This is a genomic window from Pseudomonas sp. MF6767 (assembly GCF_016405475.1).
GTDB classification, from domain to species: domain Bacteria; phylum Pseudomonadota; class Gammaproteobacteria; order Pseudomonadales; family Pseudomonadaceae; genus Aquipseudomonas; species Aquipseudomonas paracarnis.
Map to the genome: position 1 here is coordinate 1 of NZ_JAEKCY010000018.1, position 19161 is coordinate 19161.

A 19161-nucleotide genomic window follows, 5' to 3' on the forward strand; every position below is an offset into this window, starting at 1 on the left:
TTCTTCAACAACTTCAACCACTTGCGCTTTCGATCTCTCGTAAGCGGGAGGCGAATTCTACAGCGTTACACGCTGCTGTCAACACCTCTTTTTCAACTTCCTTTTGGCTTCGATGAACTGAAGCAACTTGCTGCCGAAAACTGCGTAACTCATTGTTTACCAAGGAGTTTTCCGTTTCGACTGCGCCGGAAGTGGGGCGAATTATAGGCTTCCAGAATCTGCCGTCAACCTTCTTTTTCACATTTCTGTCATATAAGTCAAAAAAGCCCCAAGAATGCAAAGGCCGGCCCCAAGGGGCCGGCCTTTTACCTACCGAGCCTTACAGGCTAGGGAAGGCGAATTGCGACGCTTCATGGCTGGCCCGTTGCGGCCAACGCTGGGTGATTGCCTTGCGACGGGTATAGAAACGCACCCCGTCCGGCCCATAAGCATGCAAATCGCCAAACAGCGAGCGCTTCCAGCCACCAAAGCTGTGATACGCAACCGGCACTGGCAGCGGCACGTTAACCCCCACCATGCCGACTTCAATCTCATCACAGAACAGACGCGCCGCTTCACCGTCACGGGTGAAGATGCAAGTACCGTTGCCGTACTCATGATCGTTGATCAGTTGCATCGCCGCTTCCAGGCTATCCACCCGCACTACGCACAGCACTGGCCCAAAGATCTCTTCTTTATAGATACGCATCTCAGGGGTCACACGGTCAAACAGGCTGCCGCCAAGGAAGAATCCTTGCTCATGCCCGGCAACACTCAAGCCACGGCCATCAACGACCAGCTCGGCACCCGCCGACACACCTTCTTCTATATAGCCACTGACTTTATCCCGCGCCTGCCCCGTCACCAACGGGCCCATATCCAGGCCGCACGAAGTACCCGCCCCAATCTTCAACGCCTTGACCTGCGGCACGAGCTTGGCGATCAACGCATCCGCGACCTGGTCGCCCACGCACACAGCCACCGAGATCGCCATGCAACGCTCCCCGCAGGAACCATAAGCCGCGCCCATCAGGGCACTCACAGCGTTATCCAGATCTGCATCCGGCATCAGCACCGCGTGATTCTTCGCCCCACCCAGCGCCTGCACGCGCTTGCCGCGTTTGGTCGCTTCGGAATAGATGTACTCGGCAATCGGCGTCGAACCTACAAAGCTCAAGGCTTTGACTTCCGGCGCTTCGATCAATGCGTCCACCGCGCCCTTGTCGCCATGCACCACGCTGAGCACGCCTTTGGGCAATCCGGCTTCCTGCAACAGCTGCGCGATCAACAGCGTCGAACTCGGGTCGCGCTCTGAAGGTTTAAGGATGAAACAGTTACCGCAGACAATCGCCAGCGGGTACATCCACAACGGCACCATCGCCGGGAAGTTGAACGGGGTGATACCCGCCACTACGCCCAACGGCTGGAAGTCCGACCACGCATCAATGTTCGGCCCTACGTTGCGGCTGTATTCACCCTTGAGAATCTCCGGCGCCGAGCACGCGTACTCCACGTTCTCGATCCCACGCTTGAGTTCACCCGCGGCGTCTTCCAGGGTCTTGCCATGTTCTTCGCTGATCAACTGCGAGATCCGTGCTTCGTTCTGCTCCAGCAGTTGCTTGAAACGAAACATCACTTGGGCACGCTTGGCCGGCGGCGTATTGCGCCAAGCCGGAAACGCCGCCTTGGCTGAGTCAATCGCCTGTTGAATGGTTTCACGACTGGCCAAAGGCACCTGGTGAATCACCTGCCCGGTAGACGGGTTATAGACGTCGGCACTACGACCGCTGTCGTTGACCAGTTCACCGTTGATCAAATGCTGGATAAGGCTCATGCAGGGCTCCTGAAAAATTGTTCTATATAGAAGGAGAAATCAGTCGATCTTGTTCAGCACTTCGCCGACCGCGTCAAACAGACGGTCCAGGTCCTGCGGCTTGCTGTTGAAGGTTGGCCCGAACTGCAGGGTGTCGCCGCCAAAACGCACATAGAAACCGGCCTTCCACAACGCCATGCCGGCCTCGAATGGACGCACGATGGCATCTCCATCACGTGGGGAAATCTGAATCGCACCGGCCAGGCCGTAGTTGCGAATGTCGATCACATTCTTGCTGCCCTTCAAACCGTGCAGCGCATTCTCAAAGTGCGGCGCGACTTCGGCTACGCTCTGCACCAGGTTTTCTTTCTGCAACAGGTCCAATGCCGCCAAGCCCGCCGCGCAAGCTACCGGGTGCGCCGAGTAGGTGTAGCCGTGGGGGAATTCCACTGCGTATTCCGGCGTCGCCTGGTTCATGAAGGTCTGGTAGATCTCGCTGCTGGCAATCACCGCGCCCATCGGAATCGCGCCGTTGGTGACTTGCTTGGCAATGCACATCAGGTCCGGGGTCACGCCGAAGCTGTCGGCACCGAACATCGAGCCGGTGCGGCCAAAGCCCGTGATCACTTCGTCGAACACCAACAGGATATTGTGCTGGTCGCAAATTTCGCGCAGACGCTTGAGATACCCCTGCGGTGGCACCAATACCCCAGCGGAACCGGCCATAGGCTCGACAAATACGGCCGCAATGTTCGACGCGTCATGCAGCTCGATCAGCTTGAGCAACTCATCGGCCAAGGCAATACCGCCCTGCTCCGGCATGCCCCGGGAGAAAGCGTTGCTGGCCAGCAAGGTGTGAGGCAGATGGTCAACATCCATCATCGCCTGGCCAAACAGCTTACGGTTACCGTTCACACCGCCCAGGCTGGTACCGGCAATGTTCACGCCGTGGTAACCACGGGCGCGACCAATCATCTTGGTCTTCGTGGCCTGACCTTTCAGGCGCCAGTAGGCCCGCACCATCTTCACCGCCGTATCGGCACATTCAGAGCCCGAATCGGTGAAGAACACATGATTCAGGTTGCCTGGGGTCAGCTCGGTGATTTTTTCCGCCAACTGGAAGGACAACGGATGACCGTACTGGAAGCCTGGAGAGTAGTCCAAGGTGCCCAATTGCTTGGCGACCGCTTCCTGGATTTCCTTGCGCGTATGCCCGGCGCCACAGGTCCAAAGGCCCGACAACGAATCATAGACCTTGCGCCCCTTGTCATCGGTCAACCAGCTACCTTCGGCGGCCACGATCAGGCGTGGATCGCGCTGGAAGTTGCGGTTGGCGGTGTAAGGCATCCAGTGCGCATCCAGCTTCAATTGGCTGGCCAGGGACGATGGGGCGTTTTCGGGCATGTTCATCAGCAAAACCTCGCAGGGCAAAAGGCAGCGTCGGGATTGAAAAAGCGTTGTTGCAGCTAAATTGCCACGGGGATAAAGTCGGTGAAATCCAACTCTTCTAACCTTCAGTCAGGACTTCACTAAACTATGAGCAGCCGTCGTCCCGACCCTTTGGCCCAAGTCAGTGACTTCGATATTCGCCTGCTGCGCATCTTTCGCAGCGTAGTGGAGTGCGGCGGCTTCTCGGCAGCGGAAACCGTTCTCGGCATCGGGCGCTCGGCCATCAGCCAGCAGATGAGCGACCTTGAGCAACGACTCGGGCTACGACTCTGCCAACGCGGCCGCGCCGGTTTTTCCCTGACGGAAGAAGGCCGCGAGGTCTATCAATCTGCCCTGCAACTGCTGAGTGCCCTGGAAAGTTTTCGCACCGAGGTCAACGGCCTGCACCAACATTTGCGCGGCGAGTTGATCATTGGCCTCACCGATAACCTTGTCACTCTGCCCCATATGCGCATCACCCACGCATTGGCGCAGTTGAAAGAACGCGGCCCGGACGTGCAGATCCAGATCCGCATGATCGCCCCCAATGAAGTGGAGCAAGGCGTACTCGACGGTCGCCTGCACGTCGGTGTGGTGCCCCAGGCCAGCGCACTGTCGGGCCTGGAATACCAGCCGTTGTACAGCGAACGTTCCTTGCTCTATTGCGCGGTCGGCCACCCGCTGTTTTACGCCGACAACAAGCAACTCGACGACGAGCGCGTCGACAGCCAGGACGCCATCGCCCCCACCTTCCGCTTACCCGCGGAAATCCAGGCCCATTACCAGGCGCTCAACTGCACCGCCAGTGCCTCAGACCGTGAAGGCATGGCGTTCCTGATTCTCACCGGGCGTTATATCGGCTACTTGCCCGATCACTACGCCAGCCTATGGGTACAACAAGGCCGACTGCGTGCGCTGAAACCGGCTACACGTTTTTACGATTTGAGCCTGGCATCGGTCACGCGCAAGGGCCGTCGCCCTCATTTGGTGCTGGAAAGCTTCCTTGAAAGCCTGGCCGCCACCCGCTGATTCGGGCGTCGCACAAAAAGCTGAGCACTTGGACAGCTTTTTGCAAGGACTCAAGGACCTTGAACCGTCCGCCTTGAGTTGACCCGCCATGCCCCCAGAATCCTCCAGCCCCAGCGACCTCATCTACGGCCTCAACGACCGGCCGAAACCACTGCCGGCTCTGCTCGCGGCGCTGCAACATGTGCTGGCGGCGTTCGTCGGCATTATCACGCCGCCTCTGATTATTGGCTCCACCCTCGGCCTCACCGCCCACTTGCCCTACCTGATCAGTATGGCGTTGATGGTTTCCGGCGTAGGCACCTTCATCCAGGCACGCAGGCCGTTTGGTATCGGTGCCGGCATGATCTGCCTGCAAGGCACCAGCTTTGCGTTTCTCGGCGCGGTGTTGTCTGCAGGCTTTCTGGTGAAACAACGCGGCGGCAGCCCGGAAGACATTCTGGCGATGATTTTCGGCGTGTGCTTCTTCGGCGCGGCGGTACAGATTGTATTGAGCCGCTTTATCGGCCAGCTGCGCCGCGTGATCACACCGCTGGTGACCGGCATTGTGATTACGCTGATCGGCATCAGCCTGATCAAAGTGGGTATCACCGACCTCGGCGGCGGTTTCAATGCACCGGACTTCGGCGCCCCCGCCAACTTGGCGCTGGGCCTGTTCGTGGTTTTGACGATCATCCTGCTCAACCGCTCGAACACTCCCTGGGTGCGCCTGTCGGCCATCATCATCGGCCTGGCCCTGGGCAGCCTCGCGGCGTGGTTCAGCGGTAAACTTGTTCCCCAGGCTTTGCCTGACCTGCCATTGGTCAGCCTGCCTACACCATTCCGCTTTGGTTTCAACTTCGACTGGAGCGCCTTCCTGCCGATTGCGCTGATTTATCTGATCAGCAGCATCGAAACCGTCGGCGATCTCACCGCCAATTGCATGATTGCCCGCCAGCCCATCAGCGGCCCTTCTTATATCAGCCGGCTCAAGGGCGGCGTCCTCGGCGATGGGGTGAGTTGCATGATCGCCGCAACCTTCAGCGCCTTCCCCAACACCACGTTTGCGCAGAACAATGGCGTGATCCAACTCACCGGCGTGGCCAGTCGCTACGTCGGTTTGTACATCGGTGTGTTGTTGTTCTGTCTGGGCCTGTTTCCGCTGATCGGCGCCGTGCTGCAGCAAATCCCCAAGCCAGTGCTGGGCGGCGCGACCCTGGTGATGTTCGGCAGTGTGGCCGCAGCCGGCGTGCGCATTCTCGCCCAGGCACCGCTGGATCGACGCAGCATGCTGATTATCGCCACCTCGTTCGGTGTTGGCCTGGGTATCGCCGCGCAACCTAACCTGCTGCACCTGATGCCGACACTGGTGCAGAACCTGTTCGACTCCGCCATCACCAGCGGCGGTATCACCGCCATCCTCCTGTGCCTGTTACTGCCGGAGGCCAAGGCAAGTACCACCGCAGCAAACCACACCCCGGAACGCGACAGCCTGGAACCGCTTTGACGGTTTTATTGCATCAGGACTTGTCTGAGGCTTGAGGGTGGGTTATCTGTGCACACGTCGTCTCTATCGATCAGCACGGAAACCTCCATGAGCCTCGAAGTTCCTGCCCACAGCAACCACGGCGGTAAACCCGCCAGCCGCATTCGGCAAAAGAATGAACAAGCGATTCTCCAGGCTGCTGAAGATGAATTCGCGCGCCATGGCTACAAAGGCACCAGCATGAACACCATCGCTGCCAGCGCCGGGCTGCCCAAGGCCAACTTGCACTACTACTTCACCAACAAGCTGGGCCTGTACATCGCAGTGCTGAGCAACATCCTCGAACTCTGGGACAGCACCTTCAACGCGCTGACCGCCGAGGATGACCCGGCCGTGGCGCTCGCTCGTTACATCCGCACCAAGATGGAATTCTCGCGCCGCCAACCCCAAGCCTCGCGGATCTTCGCCATGGAGATCATCAGCGGTGGCGAATGCCTCACTGAATATTTCGGCCAGGACTATCGGGCCTGGTTCAGTGGCCGTGCCGCAGTGTTCCAGGCGTGGATTGACGCCGGCAAAATGGACCCCGTCGACCCCGTGCATCTGATCTTCCTGCTGTGGGGCAGCACCCAGCACTACGCTGACTTCGCCACCCAGATCTGCCGCGTCACCGGTCGCACCAAGCTGACCAAGCAGGACATGGAAGATGCCGGCACCAATCTGATCCATATCATTCTCAAAGGCTGCGGCATCAAGCCAGCCCTATAAACGAAGCGATTTATGTCTTTTACGCTCACCGGTTTTTGCGAGTTTCGTGAAGAAATACGCAAAAGCCGCTTTATCACCTTGGCGGCGCCGATTACCAGCCCGCAGGACGCCCAAGCGTTTTTCGAGCGACACAGCGACCTGAACGCCACGCACAACTGCTGGGCCTGGAAGCTGGGCGATCAATACCGCAGCAGCGATGACGGCGAACCCGGTGGCACCGCCGGGCGCCCGATCCTCGCGGCCATCGAGGCCCAGGGCTTTGATCAGGTGGCCGTATTGGTGATCCGCTGGTACGGCGGCATTCAACTGGGCACGGGTGGCTTGGCCCGTGCCTATGGCGGCGGGGCCAATAAATGCCTGCAAAATGCCGAGCGCATCGAGCTGATCAGCCGCGTACCCCTGAGCTGCGCCTGTGGCTTCTCCGAGCTGAACCTGGTGAAGCTGCGCGTCGCTGAACTCGGCGGGATTGTGGTGGAAGAAACCTTCACCGCCAACGGTGTAGAGCTGCAACTCGCCCTGGGGGAGGCGCACATCGACACCCTGCAAACCCAGCTCGCCGACCTGAGCCGTGGGCGCATCCTGCTCGAACGCTGAAACTGCTACTGTTATGCGCTGAACTCCCTGAACTGCGATTTCAAAGGAAGCCTTTCATGTCTACGCCAAAAACCGCACTGATCATCGGCGCCTCGCGCGGGCTGGGCCTTGGCCTGGTCAAGCAACTGCTCCAGGACGGCTGGGACGTGACCGCCACCGTGCGCGATCCGAACAAGGCCGATGCCCTGAAAGCCGTGGGGCCGGTGCAGATCGAGAAGTTGGATATGGACGACCAGCAAGCCGTGATCGCCCTGGCCCAACGCCTGAAAGACCGCACCTTCGACCTGCTGTTCGTCAACGCCGGCGTCAAGGGCCCGGCCAACCAGGAGCCCGGCCACGCGACCCTGGCGGAAGTCGGCCAGTTGTTCTTCACCAACGCCGTGGCGCCAATCAACCTGGCCCAGCGCTTTGTCGGGCAGATCCGCAAAGACACCGGCGTGCTGGCCTTCATGAGTTCGGTACTGGGCAGCGTGACCATTCCCGACGGCTCGGACCTGGCGCTGTACAAGGCCAGCAAGGCCGCCCTCAATTCGATGACCAATAGCTTTATCACGCAACTGGGCGAGCCCAAGCCGACGGTGCTGTCGCTGCATCCAGGTTGGGTGAAGACCGACATGGGCGGCGAAAATGCCCACATCGACGTCGAGACCAGCGTGCGCGGCCTGGTGGACCAGGTAAATGCCTACACCGGCAAAGGCGGCCATCACTTCGTCGACTACAAGGGCGACACCATCACCTGGTAATCCCCAAACTGTAGGAGCGAGCTTGCTCGCGAAAAACGCCCAGGCACCGCGTCAAACCAGACTGCCCGCGTCATCCCTGACGATTTTTCGCGAGCAAGCTCGCTCCCACAGAGGTAAACTGCCCACCTCGCCCTCCCCGGCGACCCTGGATCAGCAGACAGGGCAACACTGAGCTGGCAAACCTGAACCCATCATTCAGAGGAGCCGGCCAATGCCTGCGACCCGTATCTGGTTAAAAAACCCCCTCGCGATATTCACTGCCAATCGCCTTGATGCCCGTGGCGGCCTGGTGCTGCAAGACGGTGTCATCACAGAAGTGCTGGCCCAAGGGCAGGCACCTGCACAACCCTGCGCACAGGTGTTCGATGCCCGCGAGCATGTGGTGCTGCCTGGGCTGATCAATACCCACCACCACTTCTATCAAACCCTGACCCGCGCCTGGGGCCCAGTGGTCAACCAGCCGCTGTTTCCCTGGCTGAAAACCCTGTACCCGGTATGGGCGCGGCTCACCCCGGAAAAACTCGCCCTGGCCAGCAAAGTCGCCCTGGCCGAATTGCTGCTCTCGGGCTGCACCACGGCGGCCGATCACCACTACCTGTTCCCCGATGGTTTGGAAAACGCCATTGATGTGCAGGTAGGCAGCGTGCGTGAACTGGGGATGCGCGCCATGCTCACCCGCGGTTCCATGAGCCTGGGCGAAGCCGATGGCGGCCTGCCACCGCAGCAAACCGTGCAGCAAGGCCAGGTGATTCTCGAAGACAGCCAGCGCCTGATCCGCGAATATCACCAGCGCGGTGACGGTGCGCAGATCCAGATCGCCCTGGCGCCGTGCTCGCCGTTTTCCGTCACCCCCGAAATCATGCAAGCCAGCGCCGAGCTGGCCAACCAGCTGGACGTGCGCCTGCACACCCATTTGGCGGAAACCCTCGATGAGGAAGATTTCTGCCTGCAACGCTTCGGGCTGCGTACCGTGGATTACCTCGACAGCGTCGGCTGGCTCGGCCCGCGCACCTGGCTGGCCCACGGCATTCACTTCAACCCGGACGAAATAGCGCGCCTGGGCGCAGCCGGCACCGGCATCTGCCATTGCCCAAGCTCGAATATGCGCCTGGCCTCCGGCATCTGCCCCACTCTGGACCTGCTCGCCGCCGGCGCCCCGATCGGCTTGGGCGTGGACGGCTCGGCCTCCAACGACGCTTCGAACATGATCCTTGAAGCCCGCCAGGCCCTGTACATCCAGCGCCTGCGCTACGGCGCGGAAAAGATCACCCCCGAAGGCGTATTGGGCTGGGCCACCAAGGGCTCGGCGCAGTTGCTGGGGCGCACAGACATTGGCGAGTTGGCCGTCGGCAAGCAGGCGGACCTGGCACTGTTCAAGCTCGATGAGCTGCGCTTCTCCGGCAGCCATGACCCCATTTCCGCACTGCTGCTGTGCGGCGCGGACCGGGCAGACCGAGTGATGATCGCGGGTCAATGGCGGGTGATTGATGGTCAAGTCGAAGGCCTGGACCTCAAGGGCTTGATCGCCGATCACAGCCAGGCCGCGCGCCATTTGATCGCGGGCACCTAAGCCAGGCGCCAATCAAAATGTGAGAGCGGGCTTCTGTGGCGAGGGAGCTTGCTCCCGCTGGGGTGCGTAGCGCCCCCAAAAACCGGCTCCCCCATTGGATCTGCGGCGCCTTTCAAATCGGGTTACAGCCCCAACAGCGACAGCATGATAAAGGTCGCAAACAACACAAAATGCGTCATCCCTTCTATCGCATTGGTTTCACCATCGTTGAGGTTGATCGCGCTGACGATCAGCGTGATAAACACCATCACCGTTTGCACCGGCGTCATCGCCATCTGGAACGGCTGCCCGGTGTAGAGCGCCATGGCTTCCATCACCGGCACCGTCAGGATCACCGTGGACAACGAAGCCCCCAGCGCGATGTTGACCACCGATTGCATGCGGTTGGCCAACGCGGCGCGCAATGCCGTGAGGATTTCCGGAGCGGCCGAGATAGCCGCCACCACAATCGCGGTAATCACTGGTGGTGCGCCTGTGCCTTCCAGGCCCAGGTCGAGGGTCTTGGACATCACCTCGGCCAGCGCGCCAATCACGATCACCCCAAACACCAGGGTCGCAATGGAAAACGTCAGGCTGACAGACGGCGCGTGCTCGTCTTCCGGCTGTTTCTTACGGCGTTTCTCCGGGTAGCTGTAGCTGAAGAAATAACTGTGCGGCCCCACCTGCATGCGCAGGAACAAGGTGTAAAGCACCACCATCGCGCCAATGGTGAAGGCCGAGTAAATTTTCCAGTCCGCTTCGGGGATAAATTCCGGTACCACCATCGACACCCCCATGGCGGTAAGAATCATCACACTGTAGGTGCGCGCCGAGTCATCGTTGTAGGACTGTTCGCCATGCTTGATGCCGCCCATCAGCGCGGCCAGGCCGAGGATACCGTTGATATCGAGCATCACCGCTGAGTAGATGGTGTCGCGCACCAGGGTGGGCGATGGCTCGTTACTCATCATGATCGCCAGGATCACCACTTCCACCAATACCGCGGCGAGGGTCAGGATCATGGTGCCGTAGGGGTCGCCGACTTTTTCCGCCAACTGTTCGGCGTGATGGGCCACGCGCATCGACGCCATCACGATAAACGCGATCAGCGCAAAGCCGGCCAGCAACGCAACCAGTTGGCCGCTGTGGAGCATCCAGTGCTCCAGCGGGTAGGCGGCGATGGCGGCAATCAGCGCCAGCAGCATGAATTTTTCTTGCTTGAGGGATGTGAGCATTCCGGGCCTTTTCGTACAGCGAATCAGTCATTGATGGGGTACAGACTGCGCCGAGCCGCTAACGTTTCGTTACACCTTAGTTCAGGCCGCCCTTGCGTGAGTGACAGAAATACTCTCCTGCTGGTCAGGTTTTGCCGATTATTTCAGCCATGGCCTGTAGAATGCCGCCATTGCACCTGATGAGATTTTAAAAATGTACGATTGGCTCAACGCCCTGCCCAAGGCTGAATTGCACCTGCACCTGGAAGGCTCGCTGGAGCCTGAGTTGCTGTTCGCCCTGGCCGAGCGCAACAAGATTGCGCTGCCATGGAACGACGTCGAAACCCTGCGCAAAGCCTACGCCTTCAACAACCTGCAAGAGTTTCTCGACCTATATTACAAGGGCGCCGATGTGCTGCGCACGTCCCAGGACTTCTACGACCTGACCTGGGCTTACCTGCTGCGCTGCAAAGCTCAGAACGTGATCCACACCGAACCCTTCTTCGACCCGCAAACCCACACCGACCGTGGCGTGCCGTTCGAAGTGGTGCTCAACGGCATCGCCGCTGCGCTTAAAGACGGCGAGCAGCAACTGGGCATCACCAGCGGTTTGATCCTCAGCTTCCTGCGCCACCTGAGCGAAGACGAAGCGCAGAAAACCCTCGACCAGGCGCTGCCGTTCCGTGACGCGTTCGTGGCCGTCGGCCTGGACAGCTCGGAAATGGGCCACCCACCGAGCAAGTTCCAGCGCGTGTTCGACCGTGCCCGTCACGAAGGCTTCCTGACCGTGGCCCACGCCGGTGAAGAAGGCCCGCCCGAGTACATCTGGGAAGCCATCGACCTGCTGAAAATCCAGCGCATCGACCACGGCGTGCGAGCCATTGAAGATGAACGCCTGATGCAGCGCATCATCGACGAACAGATCCCGCTGACGGTATGCCCGCTGTCCAACACCAAGCTCTGCGTGTTCGACGACATGGCCCAGCACAACATCCTCGACATGCTCGAGCGTGGTGTAAAAGTCACCGTGAACTCGGACGACCCTGCCTACTTCGGCGGTTATGTCACCGAGAACTTCCACGCGCTGCACACCTCCCTGGGCATGACCCAGGACCAGGCCAAACGCCTGGCGCAGAACAGCCTGGATGCGCGGCTCGTGAAACCGTAACTGAATAGACTTGGACTCAACCTGTGGGAGCTGGCTTGCCTGCGATAGCGGTGTATCAGCCAGCCTCTTATTGCCTGACCTACCGCTATCGCGGGCAAGCCCGGCTCCCACATGGCCCCATCAGCTTCAAGCCTGGGTGAGTTCTTCCAGGGTCTTGCCCTTGGTCTCCATCCCGAACAGCCACACCACCAGCGCCGCCACCGCAAAGCACAGCGCGCCCAAGGCAAATACCCCGCCCTGCCCGGTTATCGGGAACACCAACCCGGTCACCAACGGCCCCAGCAACGAACCAACCCGCCCAATCGCCGACGCAAACCCCGAGCCGGTTGCACGTGCCGAGGTGGGATACAACTCCGGCGTGTAGGTGTACAGCACCGCCCACATGCCAAACAGGAAGAACTGCATCAACAACCCCGAGGTGATCAGCAGGCCCACGTTGCCGCCAAACACTGCGCTCTGCCCATACAGAAACGCCATCACCCCGCCGCCCAGCAGGGTCACCACGCACACAGGCTTGCGTCCCCAGCGCTCCACCAACCACGCGGCCATCAAAAAACCTGGGATTCCGCCCAGGGAAATGATCACCGTGTAATACACCGACTGAGTCACGGCAAAACCCGATTGCTGCAACAACGCACTCAACCACGACGTCAGCCCGTAGAACCCAAGCAGGGCGAAGAACCACACACTCCAGATCATCATCGTGCGTTGGCGGTACTGCGCCGACCACAGCTGCTGGAACGCGGAGAAAAACGTCCCCGGCGTACTCTCTACCCGTGGCAAAGCAACTGGCTCCGGCAAGTCGGCGCCGCCCAGGGAATCGCGCACCTTCTGCTCGATGCCAAGCAAGACCTTGTCCGCCGCCTCATGGCGCCCAGCCTGTTCCAGCCAACGCGGCGACTCCGGGATAAAGAAACGGATGGCCAGCACGAACACCGCCGGTACCGCCAGCACCAGGAAGATGTCGCGCCAGCCAATCACCGGCAACAAGAAGTAAGACAGTACGCCCGCAGCCACAAAGCCCAACGGCCAGAAACCATCCATCAAGGCGATATAGCGCCCGCGTCTTTTGGCGGGGATCAGCTCCGACAGCATCGACTGGGCAATGGGAAACTCCATGCCCATGCCAATGCCCAGCAGGATCCGAAACAACGTCAGCGTCTCCACCGTCTGGGCCGTGGAACACAAATAGCTCGCCAACCCCCAGAGGACGATGCTCCACTGAAACACCGGTTTTCGACCGAATCGATCAGCAAGCATCCCGGACAGCGAAGCGCCCACCACCATGCCGAAAAAACTCGAACTGGCCAGCAACCCGGCCTGGGCCGTGCTCAGGCCAAACTCGGTTTTGATCGAGCCCAACAGGAAGGTCATCATCGCCAGGTCCATGGAGTCAAAGAAAAACGCCAGGGCGATGATGATGAAAATGATTCGGTGGTAACCGCTGATGGGCAACCGTTCCAGGCGTTCCGCCGCGCTATAACCCTGCCTACCCATGCCACACCCCTCGTATGAAAAATCCCCCTTGCGAGTGTGCGGCATCGTTTGCGCCGGCTATTGCTGGATGCGACCTGACGACAGCTGAGAACGACGCCAGCGCCTGTAGGAGCGAGCTCGCTCGCGAAGATCGTCAACGATAACGCGGGGTTTCTGGATAAAACGCGGCGCACTCGAGTTTTTCGCGAGCAAGCTCGCTCCTACAGTTTGGCGATGCGGGCTATGTGCTCAAGTCCCACATCAGTAACAGACAAGGCCCGTGACTCGTTGATCACGCTGATCCAGTTCGCCTGCAGAAACAGTTGCATCAAGCCCGCCCCCAACGCACCGCCCAGGTGGGGTTGCTGCTGGCTCCAGTCGAAACAGTCGCAGGCCAGCGGCGATGCCAATGCCTGGGTAAAAATGCCCAACTGCGCCAACGCCTGCACGCCATTGGGCGTCACCTCTGTACGCGGCTCATGGCGCTCGATCCACCCGGCCTCAAGCATCCGTTGATACAACTGCGCTGCCAGCTCGCCGCCGAGGTGTCCATGGCACCAGCGGGCACGGCGCAGCAATGGCGGTGCGCGCAGCGCCGTTGGCAAAACATCAGGTGTGCTGCGGGCCGCGCTGGCCATAGTGGTGCTGGCCAGCGCATCAATGGCGGCACTGACATCGGCCGCCGCTACACGAAACAGGCGCTGGCCCCGCCGCGCCTCGATCCGCAACAGGCCGCTGCCGGACAGCCGCGCCAAATGTGCATTGGCTGACGCCGGCGACAGCCCGGCCAGCGTCGCCAGCTCTTCGGAAGTCTTCGCCGAACCGTCCATCAAGGCCCAGAGCATGGCCGTGCGTTTAGGCTCGGCGAGCAAGCTGGCGATCTGACTGATGCAAGGTGCTGCTCCCATGTATTCACTCCCTGTTAAACCATTTTTCTGCTGCGGTTGACGCCCAAGTATAGGTGCGCAGGCAGTAGGTTCCCCGGTGTCTGACGGTGCAAATCAGGACAAGATATGAGTGAAACTTCCGAGCGTGGCGCAGGCTATTGACGAGAAGCCATTCGTCCCGGTCGCTGGGCCGTCAATGTCGCACAACGGGACACGAGCATGTCCCGCAGCAGATTGATGGGTTTACTCAATTGCGCACGGTGGGCGCACAGCAGGTTGAGCGGGGTGCGCTCGCCCTGCAGTTCCGGCAGGATCAGACGCAAGCGCCCGGCCAGCACATCGGTGCTCACATCCAGCCAGGACTTGTAGGCGATGCCCATGCCCGCCACCGCCCAGCGGCGCACCACATCGGCGTCATCGCTGAAGCGATCGCCGCTGACCGTCAGGCCCACATGACGCTTGCCATCGTAAAAACCCCAGTGGTCGTGGACGCGGCTGCCGAGCATGTACAGCAGGCAATTGTGCTGGGCCAATTGCTCCAGATGGCGCGGCTCGCCATGCCGGGCGAGGTAACTGGGGGCGGCGCAGAGTACGCGAATATTGTCCGGAGCAATGGGCAGCGCAATCAGGCTGGAGTCTTCGGGTTCGCCGTAACGCAGGGCAATGTCCACGGGCTGGCGGAACAGGTCGGCGATGCGATCACCGAGCAACAGGCGCACGTTCAGTTGCGGATGCTCCTGCTGGAACGCATCCAGCCACGGCAACAGCTGGTTGCGACCGAAATCCGAGGGCGCCGACAATTGCAGCACACCACTGACATGATCCTGGCCACTGGCCAATAGGCGCCGCCCTTCATCCAGCGCGCTCAGTGACGCCCGCGCGTACGCAAGGAAGCCCTCGCCTTCGGCTGTCAGGCGCAGGCTGCGGGTGGAGCGCGCCAGCAAGCGCGTACCCAGTTGCTGTTCGATACGCTTGAGCGCGGCACTGGCCACCGCCGGTGACAGGTCCATGACCCGCGCCGCAGCCGACAGGCTACCCAAGTCGGCGGCCCGCACAAACAACTGCAAATCATCAAAACGCAGCATGCATTTCCGCTCATTATCAATATTTGGTTGAAACAGCCTGCTGTTTTAGCCGCTTTTATCGGCGTGGGAAATAGCCAATCATCTGCCCATCCCGTTAGCCCGTGCCCGGAGTCGACTATGTCCACCGCTTTTAATGTCATCGCCACGCTGATCGCCAAACCCGGCCAGCACGCCACCCTGGAAACCCTGCTGCGCGGCCTGCTGGAACCGACCCGCCTGGAAGCCGGTTGCGAGCAGTACGACCTGCACCAGGACCTGCAGCACCCCGAGACTTTCTACATGCTCGAGCGCTGGAGCGACGACGCTGCACTGGCCGACCACGACCAGAGCGCGCATATCCAGAGCTTTCGCGCCAAGGCCGCCGATGTGATCGAACACTTCGAACTCAAGCGCCTGAAATTTCTCGCCTGATCCCGCCTTTTTGTAGGAGCGAGCTTGTTCGCGAAAACCCAAGGACGGCGCGCGAAACCAGAAACACCGCGTCATCGTTAACGATCTTCGCGAGCAAGCTCGCTCCTACCTTGACCGTATTCACTTGGAGTCATCATGAAAGCCATTGCCTACTACGCCTCACTGCCGATCAACGATCCAGAATCCCTGCAAGACATCGAACTACCAGCCCCCGTGGCCGGCCCCCGTGACCTGTTGGTGGAAGTCAAAGCCATCTCGGTCAACCCGGTGGACACCAAGGTGCGCCAGAACGTCGCCCCGGAAAATGGCGCCGCCAAGGTGCTGGGTTGGGACGTGGCGGGTGTGGTCAAGGCGGTCGGCAGTGACGTGACGTTGTTCAAGGCCGGCGACAAGGTGTACTACGCCGGTTCCCTGGTACGCCCAGGCGGCAACAGCGAATTGCACACAGTTGATGAGCGCATCGTCGGCCATATGCCCCAAAGCCTGGGGTTTGCCGAAGCGGCCGCATTGCCATTGACCGCTATCACTGCGTGGGAGCTGTTGTTCGAACGTTTGCAGGTCGCTGAAGGCAAAGACGATCAAGGCCAGAGTCTGCTGATCGTCGGCGCTGCCGGTGGTGTGGGGTCGATCCTGACTCAGTTGGCCAACCAGCTCACCGCGTTGAAGGTCATCGGCACCGCCTCGCGCCCCGAGACTCACGCATGGGCCAAGGCCCTGGGAGCACACGTGGTGATCGACCACAGCCAGCCGCTGAGCGAAGTGTTGAAACAGGCCGGGCACGGGCAAGTGACCCACGTCGCCAGCCTGACCCAGACCGAGCAACACTTGGACCAACTGGTCGAAGCACTGCAACCCCAAGGCAAGCTGGCGTTGATCGACGATCCCAAGGCCCTCGATGTGAGCAAGCTCAAGCGCAAGAGCCTGTCGCTGCACTGGGAGTTCATGTACACCCGTTCGATGTTCGAAACGCCAGACATGATCGAGCAGCACAACCTGCTCAATCGCGTGGCCGAACTGATCGACGCCGGCACCCTGAAAACCACGGTGGGCGAGCACTTCGGCGTGATCAATGCGGCGAACCTGCGCCGCGCCCACGCTCTACTGGAAAGCGGCAAGGCCAAGGGCAAGATCGTGCTGGAAGGGTTCTGAAAAAACGGCTGTCAGTGTCGTCTGTTATCCACGTAGGTAACGGACGACACCATTAGTCCGAGAGTTGATCCTTGTCATATTTATGCGCCCGTTCAGGTTTATATTGGCCGCCTTTGCCACGATTCTTTTACGTGAGGAAGTCAGCAATGAAAATCCTGATAAAAGCGTTAGCAAAATCCCCAGGCAGCCAATGGCAAGTTCGTCTCGACGGCGAGGCCATCACCTTTCGCAGTGAAGCCGAGGCCCGCGCCTTCGCCGACACGCTGCAGGCCCGGATCCAGGCGCCCCATCGCTTCCCTCTCAACCAGCAACGTTCCGCTGGCTAAACCGAACTTCAGACCTGCGCCTGTACGGCCCTTGCCCGTTGCAGGCGCTGGGTCGCCATGGCAATGGTCACCGCCAGCACCCCGCAGAGGCTGATGACCATGGCCATCGGCATCGCCGTGCCGTCGTGCAACACACCGACCAACGACGCCGCCCCTGCAGCCACACCGAACTGAATGCAACCGAGCAACGCCGATGCGCTGCCGGCCCGAGCCCCCTGCCCGCTCATGGCACAGGCCGAGGTATTCGGCAAAATGCAGCCCAGACTGGCGATACAGATAAACAGCGGCACCAATAACGGCCATAGTGCCTCAGTGCGCAACGCGGCAATTCCCAACAGCGTCAACGCCGCCGCCACGTACACCCACACGGTACGCGACAACAAAAACGCCGGGCCGCGCTTGGCGAGCAATCTTGCGTTCAGTTGCGCCACCAGGATAAAGCCCGCGGCGTTGGAGCCAAACAACCAGCCGTAATGCTCGGCCGGTACGCCATAGAGCTTGATAAACACGAAGGGGGAACCGGCGATGTAGGCAAACATCCCGGCAATCGAGATGCCGCCGGTCAAGGCATAGCCCAGGTACACCCGGTCTGACAGTAGCGAGCCGTAGCGGCGCAACGAGCCCGACAACGGCTGGCGCGGCTGATTGGCCGGGAAGGTTTCCGGCAACCCGACCGCCACGGCGATGGCCGCCATCACGCTGAACAACGACAACGCCAGGAAAATCGACTGCCAGCCCCACACGCCGACCATCAGGCCACCGGCCAACGGCGCCAGGATCGGGGCCAGGCCGGTCACCAGCATCAGTTGCGAATACACCTTGGCCGAACCCACGGCATCGCATTTGTCACTGACCACCGCCCGGGAAATCACCATGCCCGCACACCCGCCAAGGGCCTGCACGAAGCGTGCACCGATCAGCCATTCCAGGGACGGCGCATACGCACAAGCGAAAGACGCGAGGGTAAACAGGGTGACGCCGCTGAGCAACGGCACGCGCCGGCCAAAGCGGTCGGCCAGCGGCCCGTAGATCAATTGGCCAATAGCCAGGCCCGCGAAATACACCGCCAGGGTCAGCTGGATATGTTTTTCGTCAGTGGCGAAGGCCGAGGCCATTGCCGGAAATCCCGGCAGGTAAAAGTCGATCGCCAACGGCGCGAAGGCGCTCAAGGCGCCCAGAATCAGGATTATGCGAAGGTTCATCAGACACCCAAGTGAGTCGGCAGCTCGACAGTCTAGCCGCGCTTGGGTGCCATGAACATTACGTTAGGTGGCTAACGATCAGAAAATCACGCCAACTTGACGCTGTAGCCTTCCTCGGCAATCAGATCGATCACTTGGTCAGAGGACAGACTGCTTGCCACCCGCACTTCTTTAGCCTTCAAGTCGACCTCCACACTTGCTGCCGAATCCTTGCTCTGTACCGCCTGGGTCACCGCTTTAACGCAATGGCCACAGGTCATTCCTTCAACGCTGAATATTTGCATGACATGACTCCTTTGATGAGGTTGAGCCCAGTGTCGAGCTTGCCATGATGGCAAGGTCAAGTTCTCAGTATTTCTGCCGGGCTGGTATTCGGCGGCGGCGTCGTCCAAGCTTCAACCTCCCTAGCTGTGAACCATGGAGCATTCGCCATGCGCTGGTCGTTTTTTGCCCTTGCCGGCCTGATGAGCCTGCCTGCCGCTGCGCCCCAAGCCCTGGCAGCTGAAGATTATGCGGTGCTGATTATTTCCCGCGAACGCCTGGAAGTGCCGACCCACTGCGAGATCGGCCTGTATATCCAGGACCAACTGGCCGGGCGTCTGTTCCAGGAACAGGCCACCTCCTTCAACCTTCCCCCCGGCGATGTGTCGCTGCGCCTGAAAGTGTTGCCGAGTCAGGCCCCCGGCTGTCTGCCAGGCATGCTCGCGCCTCCCGCGCAGAACATCACCTTGAAAGCCGGTGATGTACGCAAATTACGCATTGCACTGGGCCCGGACGGTATGTACCTCAAAGCGGCGAAACTGGAATACTGAGTAACCCCACGATCGTTCCCACGCTCTGCGTGAGAACGCCTCATCGGACGCGCTGCGTCCCGGGTA

General features: G+C 60.4%; 19 protein-coding genes. 11 read left to right on the top strand and 8 right to left on the bottom strand.

All coding sequences use genetic code 11. The features are described from left to right. Positions 1-319: 319 nt before the first annotated feature. Both JFT58_RS23405 and JFT58_RS23410 read right to left on the bottom strand, forming a co-directional pair. Entirely contained in the window at positions 320-1813 is a 1494-nt protein-coding gene (locus JFT58_RS23405; RefSeq protein WP_054896426.1) for a CoA-acylating methylmalonate-semialdehyde dehydrogenase, read from the bottom strand. A 39-nt stretch (positions 1814-1852) separates the two neighbouring features. Then, the gene (locus JFT58_RS23410) at positions 1853-3202 is read right to left on the bottom strand and encodes an aspartate aminotransferase family protein (RefSeq protein WP_054896425.1); all 1350 of its coding nucleotides are present in this window, start codon (positions 3200-3202) and stop codon (positions 1853-1855) included. A gap of 126 nt (positions 3203-3328) precedes the next feature. Here JFT58_RS23410 and JFT58_RS23415 point away from each other — a divergent pair, with 126 nt between their 5' ends. The 6 genes from JFT58_RS23415 (at position 3329) to JFT58_RS23440 (ending at position 9386) form a co-directional block, all read left to right on the top strand. After that, the gene (locus JFT58_RS23415; protein ID WP_034125912.1) at positions 3329-4249 is read left to right on the top strand and encodes a LysR family transcriptional regulator; all 921 of its coding nucleotides are present in this window, start codon (positions 3329-3331) and stop codon (positions 4247-4249) included. 88 nt (positions 4250-4337) lie between these two features. Beyond that, positions 4338-5732, top strand: coding sequence for a uracil-xanthine permease family protein (locus JFT58_RS23420; RefSeq protein ID WP_054896424.1), 1395 nt, complete (start codon positions 4338-4340; stop codon positions 5730-5732). 87 nt (positions 5733-5819) lie between these two features. Then, positions 5820-6479: a TetR/AcrR family transcriptional regulator gene (locus tag JFT58_RS23425; RefSeq protein ID WP_034125910.1), complete on the top strand. Its 660-nt coding sequence runs from the start codon at positions 5820-5822 to the stop codon at positions 6477-6479. A 12-nt stretch (positions 6480-6491) separates the two neighbouring features. Then, entirely contained in the window at positions 6492-7073 is a 582-nt protein-coding gene (locus tag JFT58_RS23430) for an IMPACT family protein (RefSeq protein ID WP_054896423.1), read from the top strand. A 56-nt stretch (positions 7074-7129) separates the two neighbouring features. Further along, positions 7130-7816, top strand: coding sequence for an SDR family oxidoreductase (locus tag JFT58_RS23435; RefSeq protein WP_047712496.1), 687 nt, complete (start codon positions 7130-7132; stop codon positions 7814-7816). A 211-nt stretch (positions 7817-8027) separates the two neighbouring features. Further along, complete coding sequence (locus JFT58_RS23440) at positions 8028-9386, top strand: 8-oxoguanine deaminase (RefSeq protein ID WP_054896422.1); 1359 nt, start codon at positions 8028-8030, stop codon at positions 9384-9386. A gap of 122 nt (positions 9387-9508) precedes the next feature. On the opposite strand, the gene JFT58_RS23445 is transcribed toward JFT58_RS23440, so the two are convergent. After that, positions 9509-10600 carry a calcium:proton antiporter gene (locus JFT58_RS23445; protein WP_003188263.1) on the bottom strand — a complete coding sequence of 364 codons (1092 nt, stop codon included), beginning with the start codon at positions 10598-10600 and terminating at the stop codon, positions 9509-9511. 193 nt (positions 10601-10793) lie between these two features. Between JFT58_RS23445 and JFT58_RS23450 the strand changes: the two genes are divergently transcribed. Beyond that, entirely contained in the window at positions 10794-11747 is a 954-nt protein-coding gene (locus tag JFT58_RS23450) for an adenosine deaminase (RefSeq protein WP_014716772.1), read from the top strand. Between the two features lie 126 nt (positions 11748-11873). On the opposite strand, the gene JFT58_RS23455 is transcribed toward JFT58_RS23450, so the two are convergent. The 3 genes from JFT58_RS23455 to JFT58_RS23465 all read right to left on the bottom strand — a co-directional run bounded on the left by JFT58_RS23455 (position 11874) and on the right by JFT58_RS23465 (position 15195). Continuing rightward, positions 11874-13244 (bottom strand): MFS transporter, encoded by a 1371-nt coding sequence (locus JFT58_RS23455; RefSeq protein ID WP_054896421.1) that lies wholly within the window; start codon positions 13242-13244, stop codon positions 11874-11876. Between the two features lie 200 nt (positions 13245-13444). Further along, positions 13445-14131, bottom strand: coding sequence for an ArsR/SmtB family transcription factor (locus JFT58_RS23460; RefSeq protein WP_054896420.1), 687 nt, complete (start codon positions 14129-14131; stop codon positions 13445-13447). 134 nt (positions 14132-14265) lie between these two features. After that, complete coding sequence (locus JFT58_RS23465) at positions 14266-15195, bottom strand: LysR family transcriptional regulator (RefSeq protein ID WP_034125904.1); 930 nt, start codon at positions 15193-15195, stop codon at positions 14266-14268. A 117-nt stretch (positions 15196-15312) separates the two neighbouring features. Between JFT58_RS23465 and JFT58_RS23470 the strand changes: the two genes are divergently transcribed. From JFT58_RS23470 to JFT58_RS23480, 3 genes are all read left to right on the top strand, one after another. Beyond that, positions 15313-15606 (top strand): putative quinol monooxygenase, encoded by a 294-nt coding sequence (locus tag JFT58_RS23470; protein ID WP_003188253.1) that lies wholly within the window; start codon positions 15313-15315, stop codon positions 15604-15606. Between the two features lie 135 nt (positions 15607-15741). After that, positions 15742-16755: a zinc-binding alcohol dehydrogenase family protein gene (locus tag JFT58_RS23475; RefSeq protein ID WP_054896419.1), complete on the top strand. Its 1014-nt coding sequence runs from the start codon at positions 15742-15744 to the stop codon at positions 16753-16755. Between the two features lie 146 nt (positions 16756-16901). Then, on the top strand, positions 16902-17081 hold the full coding sequence (locus JFT58_RS23480) for a hypothetical protein (protein ID WP_014716767.1): 180 nt from the start codon (positions 16902-16904) through the stop codon (positions 17079-17081). Between the two features lie 8 nt (positions 17082-17089). Here the strand turns inward: JFT58_RS23480 and JFT58_RS23485 are convergent, their stop codons facing one another. Then, positions 17090-18283 carry a multidrug effflux MFS transporter gene (locus JFT58_RS23485; protein WP_057977734.1) on the bottom strand — a complete coding sequence of 398 codons (1194 nt, stop codon included), beginning with the start codon at positions 18281-18283 and terminating at the stop codon, positions 17090-17092. Positions 18284-18369: 86 nt separating this feature from the next. Then, a complete protein-coding gene (locus tag JFT58_RS23490; RefSeq protein WP_054896417.1) occupies positions 18370-18567 on the bottom strand; it encodes a heavy-metal-associated domain-containing protein in 198 nt (65 codons plus the stop codon). A gap of 147 nt (positions 18568-18714) precedes the next feature. Between JFT58_RS23490 and JFT58_RS23495 the strand changes: the two genes are divergently transcribed. Next, on the top strand, positions 18715-19095 hold the full coding sequence (locus JFT58_RS23495) for a hypothetical protein (protein ID WP_034125899.1): 381 nt from the start codon (positions 18715-18717) through the stop codon (positions 19093-19095). Positions 19096-19161 lie beyond the last annotated feature (66 nt).

Excerpts from the sequence above, each read along its gene's own strand:
- JFT58_RS23420 (WP_054896424.1), top strand. The coding sequence starts at position 4,338 with ATGCCCCCAGAATCCTCCAGCCCCAGCGACCTCATCTACGGCCTCAAC.
- JFT58_RS23435 (WP_047712496.1), top strand. The coding sequence starts at position 7,130 with ATGTCTACGCCAAAAACCGCACTGATCATCGGCGCCTCGCGCGGGCTG.
- JFT58_RS23430 (WP_054896423.1), top strand. The coding sequence starts at position 6,492 with ATGTCTTTTACGCTCACCGGTTTTTGCGAGTTTCGTGAAGAAATACGC.
- JFT58_RS23450 (WP_014716772.1), top strand. The coding sequence starts at position 10,794 with ATGTACGATTGGCTCAACGCCCTGCCCAAGGCTGAATTGCACCTGCAC.
- JFT58_RS23410 (WP_054896425.1), bottom strand. The coding sequence starts at position 3,202 with ATGAACATGCCCGAAAACGCCCCATCGTCCCTGGCCAGCCAATTGAAG.
- JFT58_RS23455 (WP_054896421.1), bottom strand. The coding sequence starts at position 13,244 with ATGGGTAGGCAGGGTTATAGCGCGGCGGAACGCCTGGAACGGTTGCCC.
- JFT58_RS23460 (WP_054896420.1), bottom strand. The coding sequence starts at position 14,131 with ATGGGAGCAGCACCTTGCATCAGTCAGATCGCCAGCTTGCTCGCCGAG.
- JFT58_RS23425 (WP_034125910.1), top strand. The coding sequence starts at position 5,820 with ATGAGCCTCGAAGTTCCTGCCCACAGCAACCACGGCGGTAAACCCGCC.
- JFT58_RS23480 (WP_014716767.1), top strand. The coding sequence starts at position 16,902 with ATGAAAATCCTGATAAAAGCGTTAGCAAAATCCCCAGGCAGCCAATGG.
- JFT58_RS23470 (WP_003188253.1), top strand. The coding sequence starts at position 15,313 with ATGTCCACCGCTTTTAATGTCATCGCCACGCTGATCGCCAAACCCGGC.
- JFT58_RS23485 (WP_057977734.1), bottom strand. The coding sequence starts at position 18,283 with ATGAACCTTCGCATAATCCTGATTCTGGGCGCCTTGAGCGCCTTCGCG.
- JFT58_RS23490 (WP_054896417.1), bottom strand. The coding sequence starts at position 18,567 with ATGCAAATATTCAGCGTTGAAGGAATGACCTGTGGCCATTGCGTTAAA.
- JFT58_RS23495 (WP_034125899.1), top strand. The coding sequence starts at position 18,715 with ATGCGCTGGTCGTTTTTTGCCCTTGCCGGCCTGATGAGCCTGCCTGCC.
- JFT58_RS23465 (WP_034125904.1), bottom strand. The coding sequence starts at position 15,195 with ATGCTGCGTTTTGATGATTTGCAGTTGTTTGTGCGGGCCGCCGACTTG.
- JFT58_RS23415 (WP_034125912.1), top strand. The coding sequence starts at position 3,329 with ATGAGCAGCCGTCGTCCCGACCCTTTGGCCCAAGTCAGTGACTTCGAT.
- JFT58_RS23445 (WP_003188263.1), bottom strand. The coding sequence starts at position 10,600 with ATGCTCACATCCCTCAAGCAAGAAAAATTCATGCTGCTGGCGCTGATT.
- JFT58_RS23440 (WP_054896422.1), top strand. The coding sequence starts at position 8,028 with ATGCCTGCGACCCGTATCTGGTTAAAAAACCCCCTCGCGATATTCACT.
- JFT58_RS23405 (WP_054896426.1), bottom strand. The coding sequence starts at position 1,813 with ATGAGCCTTATCCAGCATTTGATCAACGGTGAACTGGTCAACGACAGC.
- JFT58_RS23475 (WP_054896419.1), top strand. The coding sequence starts at position 15,742 with ATGAAAGCCATTGCCTACTACGCCTCACTGCCGATCAACGATCCAGAA.